This is a genomic window from Lentimicrobium sp. S6 (assembly GCF_013166635.1).
Taxonomy (GTDB): domain Bacteria; phylum Bacteroidota; class Bacteroidia; order Bacteroidales; family UBA12170; genus UBA12170.
In genome coordinates, this window is sequence record NZ_JABKBZ010000127.1 from 1 (window position 1) to 6,653 (window position 6,653).

Genomic DNA, 6,653 nt, shown 5'->3' on the forward strand with positions numbered 1-6,653 from the left:
AAGGTAGGCTTTACGGCTTCGTTGCCGGTTTAGGTTCAACACACAGCACATATTCAGCCCCTCTTGGCCATAAGCAAATGCTTAGCTCCACGGCTTAGGGCTGAAAACGATGCTTAATTGTTAGCAACAGGGCTTTCATTTCTCTCTCGCTTTTGGGCAACGCGCATCCTGTATTATCGGCTTCGAAGGGTTGATACTCCTCGTACGATATTATTAAGTGATTTTCATGTTTTTGAGTTGGTAGTTTTCAGCTAATGTACATGGAATGGAATATAATTCCCGAACTTAAAAACTGTTCTTTTGAAACAGGTTTGTATTGAATATGGTGATTGTAGTAAACAAATTCTATCACGCCATGTTAAATTAAGAAGTAGGCATAAAGAAATAATGACAAGAACGCTTCTAACACTACGCCCACGTTACGGTTTTTTCCTAACAAAGCGCAAAATTTTTCAACTCACTAATAATTCGTGTGACCGTATCACGATGCGTAATCTATTTAGTTGTCTTATTTTTGGCTCCTAATTCAGATTCAGTTTAAATTAAATACATCTTGATATGATAAAACGCAGGTTGTTAATTTTCATCTTTTTCCTTATTCTTATTTCACTTTCAATGCCCGAAATTACCTTAGCACAGAATGAAAGTGATTCGGTTACAAAGAAGATTGATGCATCTGATCCCACGAAGATTTATACTTATGTTGGGGCAGGTCCAAAATTTACCGAATACACTAATAATGAATCCATGCTCGAACTAAGGGCTTCTGGAAATCTTGGCATATCCAAAGAAGATATGGTGTTTATTAATTTTGGATATGGATTTCATTTTGGTGACAAGGTTGAAGGAAGCAATAACGGTTTTACGAATGCACGTGCAAGGTGGTTTCACATTTTTAAAATGGACTATAGTGTAGCCTCAGGTTATAGAGGTTGGGCTACGCAAATCGACTTTCAAATGGCAGGCCAATTGAAAGGTACGGACGGACAAAATGTTTTATCCTTTGGAGCTTTACCTGCGTTTGGTTTAGGAAAAAAATGGAGCTTATTTGTTCCCTTAAATGTCGTAAACTCCTGGGACAAAAAATTTGCTGCCTATAATGGTATGGGAGCTAATATTTCCCCCCTTTTTGTATTTAATCCTGGTAATTGGTGGGAAGGTGCTTATCTCCAATTCTGGGGAGGATATACTTATTTCTTTACCGGTGAACTTGCTGGGCGGGGAGGTGCAAACCTTGATATAACAATAGGTGGTAAAATTTTACCAAAGCTTACATGGACTATTTTAGCACAAAAGAATTTTGACTTGGACCTTATGTCGTACCGGCGTGATGAAAACTCAGGCACTAGAAATGACTGGAATATTTTTTTGAATTTTATTACATATTTTTAACTATATGCATTAATAAAATGAAAAGATTATCAATAGTATCTATAGTATCTATAGTAAATAGAAGTAAAACATTATTTCTGATTGCAGTAATTGGACTGCTAATTTCTTGTGATTCACCAAATCCACAAAAGACAGATATTCAAGAAAGTACAGGTATTGCAGAAATGGTCTTCAAAAATGGAAATATCTACACCGTTGAGGATTCTGAACCATGGGCGGAAGCAGTTGCTTTGCTCAATGGAGAATTTGTATATGTGGGTAAAAACGAGGGAGTAGACTCCTGGGTCGGTGATAGCACTACAGTTGTCGATCTCAATGGTAAGTTTGTTATGCCCGGGATATATGATATGCATTTGCATCCGGATCTCGCTTTAGTTCCCGAAAAAGTTGGCCAAAAGACTGTTCCACACCTTGCCACACCAGAAGAGATCAAAAAACTGATTCTGGAGGTAGCCCGGTCAACTGATAGAGATGCATGGATTGTTCTGCACGACTGGCAAATTGGTCCTTTTCTCGAAGCAGGCATCAAACCGGGTATGGAATGGATAGATAGTTTTATGCCAGATCGTCCTGTTTTCCTGGTAGATAATTCGAGGGTATACAATATGTTCAACGCCAAAGCTGCTGAGTTAGCTGGAATTGACCAAAATACGAGAGATCCAAGGCATGGTTATTTAGAACGGGATCCTGAAACAGGAAAACTTACTGGAATTGTAATTGATGGTGCTCAAGCTCCTTTTTGGGAAGTCATGCCTCCTATTCCTCAAACCGCTTATGAAGAAGCATACCTGGAGGCTGTACAGCGTTTAGCGGCCGTTGGAGTTGTTGGGGCCAAGTTTTCCCATATGAATATTCCTATGATAGAAGCAGTTCACTTTCTGGATGAAAATGATCAACTCACTCTTCGTGTTGAAACACACTTATCATGGAAGGATGACCTTGCAAAAGTTGATGACCGATGGGATTATATTGCGGGTAAAAGACTCATGTATCGGTCAGATCTTGTGAATCCCAATGGTGTAAAATTTCACTTCGATGGCGTTGTTCCTGCTCGATCAGGATTAATGCTGGAACCTTATCGGGATGAAGAAAGCTGGCGTGGAAGTACAAATCTGACAAATCCTGAAATTAAGGATGTTGTGGTATATTGCGATAAACTAGGAATTCGCGTTGATGCGCACTGTCAGGGTGACGGAGCGGCTCGATTATTTCTGGATGCTGTTGAACATGCACGAAATATTAATGGCCCAAATGGCCCTCGTCATCAGATGACCCATTCAACTTTTATTCATCCGGAAGACAGATCAAGATTCGCTCAATTAAATGTAATCCCTGAGTTTTCTCCTATTTATTGGTTTAATTCCCCTGCAGTAAACGGTATGAAAACATTGCTATCGGATAGTCAGGTAGAAGGTGCGTTTCCCATTTCCGAAGTACTTGCAGAAAATGGTCGTGGAGTGATTGGAACCGACTGGCCGGTAACCCCTTTAGAAGGCATTTGGGTTGGTTTTGAAACGCTGGTAACCAGAGAGAATCCCTGGGGAGAGGTAGAAGGCATATTAGGAACACCGATCTCTCTTGAACAGGCAATTCGAATGTTAACTATTAATGGGGCCTGGGCAATGGAAGTGGAAGATATTACCGGAAGTATAAAAGTAGGCAAATCGGCAGATTTCATTGTTCTTAACCAAAACCTTTTTGAAATAAACCCCAAAGAGATAAGTAAAACAATAGTGTTGACTACTGTGTTTCGAGGGAATCCTGTAAATATTGAAGAATCAACTCGAAAATACATTGAAGCTCAGATAGACAAACCATTTCCAACAAGCCTAAGGTATCCGTAATACTAGACTGTATTGTGCTTTTCAAATATTGATATTAATAAATCATTGGTTTTCGGTAATTAAAACATTGTATATATCTGAATTAAATGACTTTAAATTTGTATTTCACCTAAAAAATTATAAAATGAAACTATTAACTAATACACTTGTAGCAGTATTGATAATTTGTGGAGGTACTGCTTTTGCTCAGGATGATTTATCATCCTACAATAAAAAAGTAATGGATGGTTTTCCGCCAACTGCAGAAAGTCAGGTAACTTTTGGAAACTACCGGAATTATCCTTTTAGTGAGTGGGCTTTTCGCAATGCCGGCGCACCATTAAATGTGGTGATGATTCCCAGAGCTGGAGAAATATATACGCTTAAAGAAAACTATGACAGCCGGATTGGAAAAATAGAGCTTAAAGATGCAAACGGGGAAAACAAAACAGTTGATAAAATATTGGAAGAATGCCATACCGATGGGTTTTTGGTCCTGAAAGGCAATGAACTTATGTATGAGCGATATTTTAATGGCCTAACTAAAGACTATCAGCATATTTGGTTTTCAGCTACAAAGTCTCTCACCAGTACTGCTTTTGGGATTTTGGTAGATCAGGGGAAAGCTAACCTAAACGACTCCCCTGCCAAGTATATACCAGAACTAAAAGGAAGTGGTTTTGAACGCGTTACTATCCAGAATGTACTTGATCATAGTACCTCCATTGATTTTAAAGAAAACTATACTGATCCAAACTCTGATTTTCTAAAATATTATGGCCCGGCTATGAATATGGCCCAAATTCCAGGAGGTAGAGATGCAAAACCAGAATCTACTGAAATCTACGGTGTGTATGACTTTATATCAAAGTTCATACGCCCTGATACAAATGAAATTGCAGGAGAGGTTTTTGACTATAACTCAGCAAATTCCGATCTTCTAGGATGGTTAATTTCTCGAATTTCAGGAATGTCATACGACCAGTTTATTCAACAAAATATTTGGGCAAAATTAGGAACGGATCATGATGCTTATATTGCTGTTGACCGTGCTTACATGGGTATAGCAACCGGTGGTTTTAATAGTACATTAAGAGATGCTGCCCATTTTGGCAGCATGATACTTAATAGAGGTAATTTTAATGGCCAACAAATAGTTTCTGCCGCTTGGGTTGATGCTACAATTAACCTCACAGCCAAAGACAAGGCTAAAATGAATAATAATACAAGATACGCAGGTTCCCAATGGATAGCTTATAAAAACATGTGGTGGGTGCTCGATGAGCAAAAAGGAGAATATGCAGCAGTAGGAATTCATGGACAAGTGATTTATATCAATCGGAAAGCTGGTATTGTAATTGCTTTTTTCTCAAGTCAACCAGTTGCTTCAGCTGCCGGCAATAGCGTTTTCTGGTCTAAGATTTTGGCTTGTCAAAAAATCGCATCAGAAATCAAGTAATCACGCTTAATTCTATGCGCGATTCAATTTTGGAAATCTAATGAAGGCTCTGAAAGATTTGAACTTTATGTATGGATTTCTCCATTTCTTTCAATATACCACTATCATAAACATAATTGGAAAGATAGAAACTATAGTTAGAAGCAAAATCAGGGTTCATCTCAATAATTTCATTGAATTTTGTTGAAGCTTCCTCTATAAAGTTTAATTTCTCCAAAGCAAGCAACTCTATTAATGGTTTCCAGAAAATTCCCGGAGCATGGAATTCGTATGCTTCTTTAAGAGCCAAAGTGAAATCTAAGGCAGTATAAGCCCGAAGAAAATAAAGGTACTGAACATAATATGGTTTTATAGGGCAATTACGCAAACTTTTTTCAACGATTTTGATTCCGTCTTCCAGGTAACCACATATTGCTAGTGTCCATCCACTAGCTACAACTAAATAGGCATTATTAGGATTTAATGAAATAACACGTAAAGCAGCTGGTCTTATTTTATCATATTCTTTATTTAGCCTGTAAAAATCAAGCTTGGTCGACATGACGAATTGATTTGCTGGGTCAAGAGCCATGGCTTTTTCCATATGATACTTTGCTTTCTCCCAGGGATTTTCTACAATAGCCAAATTCAAAGCATATGAATTAGATAGTAGAAAAGCGTATCGAGCATGCAACTCACCATCAAGATGGTAATCGTCAATTGCCATTGCCAAATAATCAAAAGTTTCTTTTGTAAAATAAGTTTCGGGGAACATATCTGCATTCCGCGATAAAATAATGGCTTTGTATAATTCTGTTTTTCCTTTTTTTATATGACTCTTCTTTAATCTACCTTGCTCAATTTGAGTGATTATACCTAAACCACCCGCAATAGATTGAGCAATTTCATTTATGATTATATCCATACTGAATGTTAAGCCATATTCCATATAGGCTTCCTGATATTTTTTAGCCCAACTGCAAACGCCATTTTCCGCATTTATTAATTGAACGTTTATTTTGAGAATATTGTTTGTAATTTGCACTTTGCCCTCTATCAAATAATCAAGCCCGAAAGCACTCGACAATTCAGTCATTTTTCCACCTTGTTTAAAATAGGTGAGAATGGAATAATTTGCGATAACCCTCAAATCAGAAAAGGCGGTAAATTTTAAAATCAATTCATCAGTCAGGTACTCGGTCATTTCTTGCCTGTTTTGTTCAGGGAAATAACTTCTAAATGGCAAGACAGCCAATAGTGGGATTAATTTCATTTGTAGTCCGGGCTCATTTAATTCCTTAGCTTTATCCAGAAATCTGGGTACATATTGCCCTTTTTCAACTACGATCTTGATCTCGTCATCTTTTCCCTCCGTTAGGTAATAATCGTTCAAAGCCTTCCTCAATCTTACCATTTGATTCCGGACGACGGAACTTTTCCCTAACTCAAAATTAACATCCTCAAAAACAGAAACCCCAATAGTGTATTCCTTAATCCTGTTTGCCCTTCCCGTTAAGGTTTCTTCAACAAGGAAACCAAGCAGCAGGCGATTTCTCTTTGAATTCTGAAACGAAGCTGAGTTCAAAATTTTTTCGAGGTTTTGAGAAATTATCTTGCGATTATCTTTCAGCATAGACTGCGGTTTATGAAATATAAAATATTCTTCAAAAGTAGAGAAATACTTGCAAAAGTATCATAAAAGTTTTTCCCTTTTGAATTGCCATAACTAGAATGTCCGGAGCAGTTTAGTTTGATATTTTTTTCCTTGTATCTGAACTGAGGATTATAATAATAATTAATCTGTCCAATTGATTTAGCCTTGTTGCTAACGGTCAAGGCTATGAGCAGTGCGGGTTTTCGGAGCACTTATTTTGGGTCAAGTTGAAATTCTGGGGGAATTGATTTTTACGCAAAAATATTTGTCAATCGAAAAAGGAAAAATTTGACATCTCTGACACCTCTGAATTCAGACCTAAAATGCTTTAATTTTGCGTTAAAGG

General features: G+C 37.6%; 4 protein-coding genes. 3 read left to right on the forward strand and 1 reads right to left on the reverse strand.

Translation table 11 applies throughout. The features are described from left to right. Positions 1-558: 558 nt before the first annotated feature. The 3 genes from HNS40_RS21370 (at position 559) to HNS40_RS21380 (ending at position 4,674) form a co-directional block, all read left to right on the forward strand. On the forward strand, positions 559-1,392 hold the full coding sequence (locus HNS40_RS21370; RefSeq protein WP_172284751.1) for a hypothetical protein: 834 nt from the start codon (positions 559-561) through the stop codon (positions 1,390-1,392). Positions 1,393-1,409: 17 nt separating this feature from the next. After that, the gene (locus tag HNS40_RS21375; protein ID WP_172284752.1) at positions 1,410-3,236 is read left to right on the forward strand and encodes an amidohydrolase; all 1,827 of its coding nucleotides are present in this window, start codon (positions 1,410-1,412) and stop codon (positions 3,234-3,236) included. A gap of 124 nt (positions 3,237-3,360) precedes the next feature. Beyond that, positions 3,361-4,674 (forward strand): serine hydrolase, encoded by a 1,314-nt coding sequence (locus HNS40_RS21380; RefSeq protein ID WP_172284753.1) that lies wholly within the window; start codon positions 3,361-3,363, stop codon positions 4,672-4,674. A gap of 37 nt (positions 4,675-4,711) precedes the next feature. Here the strand turns inward: HNS40_RS21380 and HNS40_RS21385 are convergent, their stop codons facing one another. After that, positions 4,712-6,286 (reverse strand): hypothetical protein, encoded by a 1,575-nt coding sequence (locus HNS40_RS21385; protein ID WP_172284754.1) that lies wholly within the window; start codon positions 6,284-6,286, stop codon positions 4,712-4,714. Between the last annotated feature and the right edge of the window lie 367 nt (positions 6,287-6,653).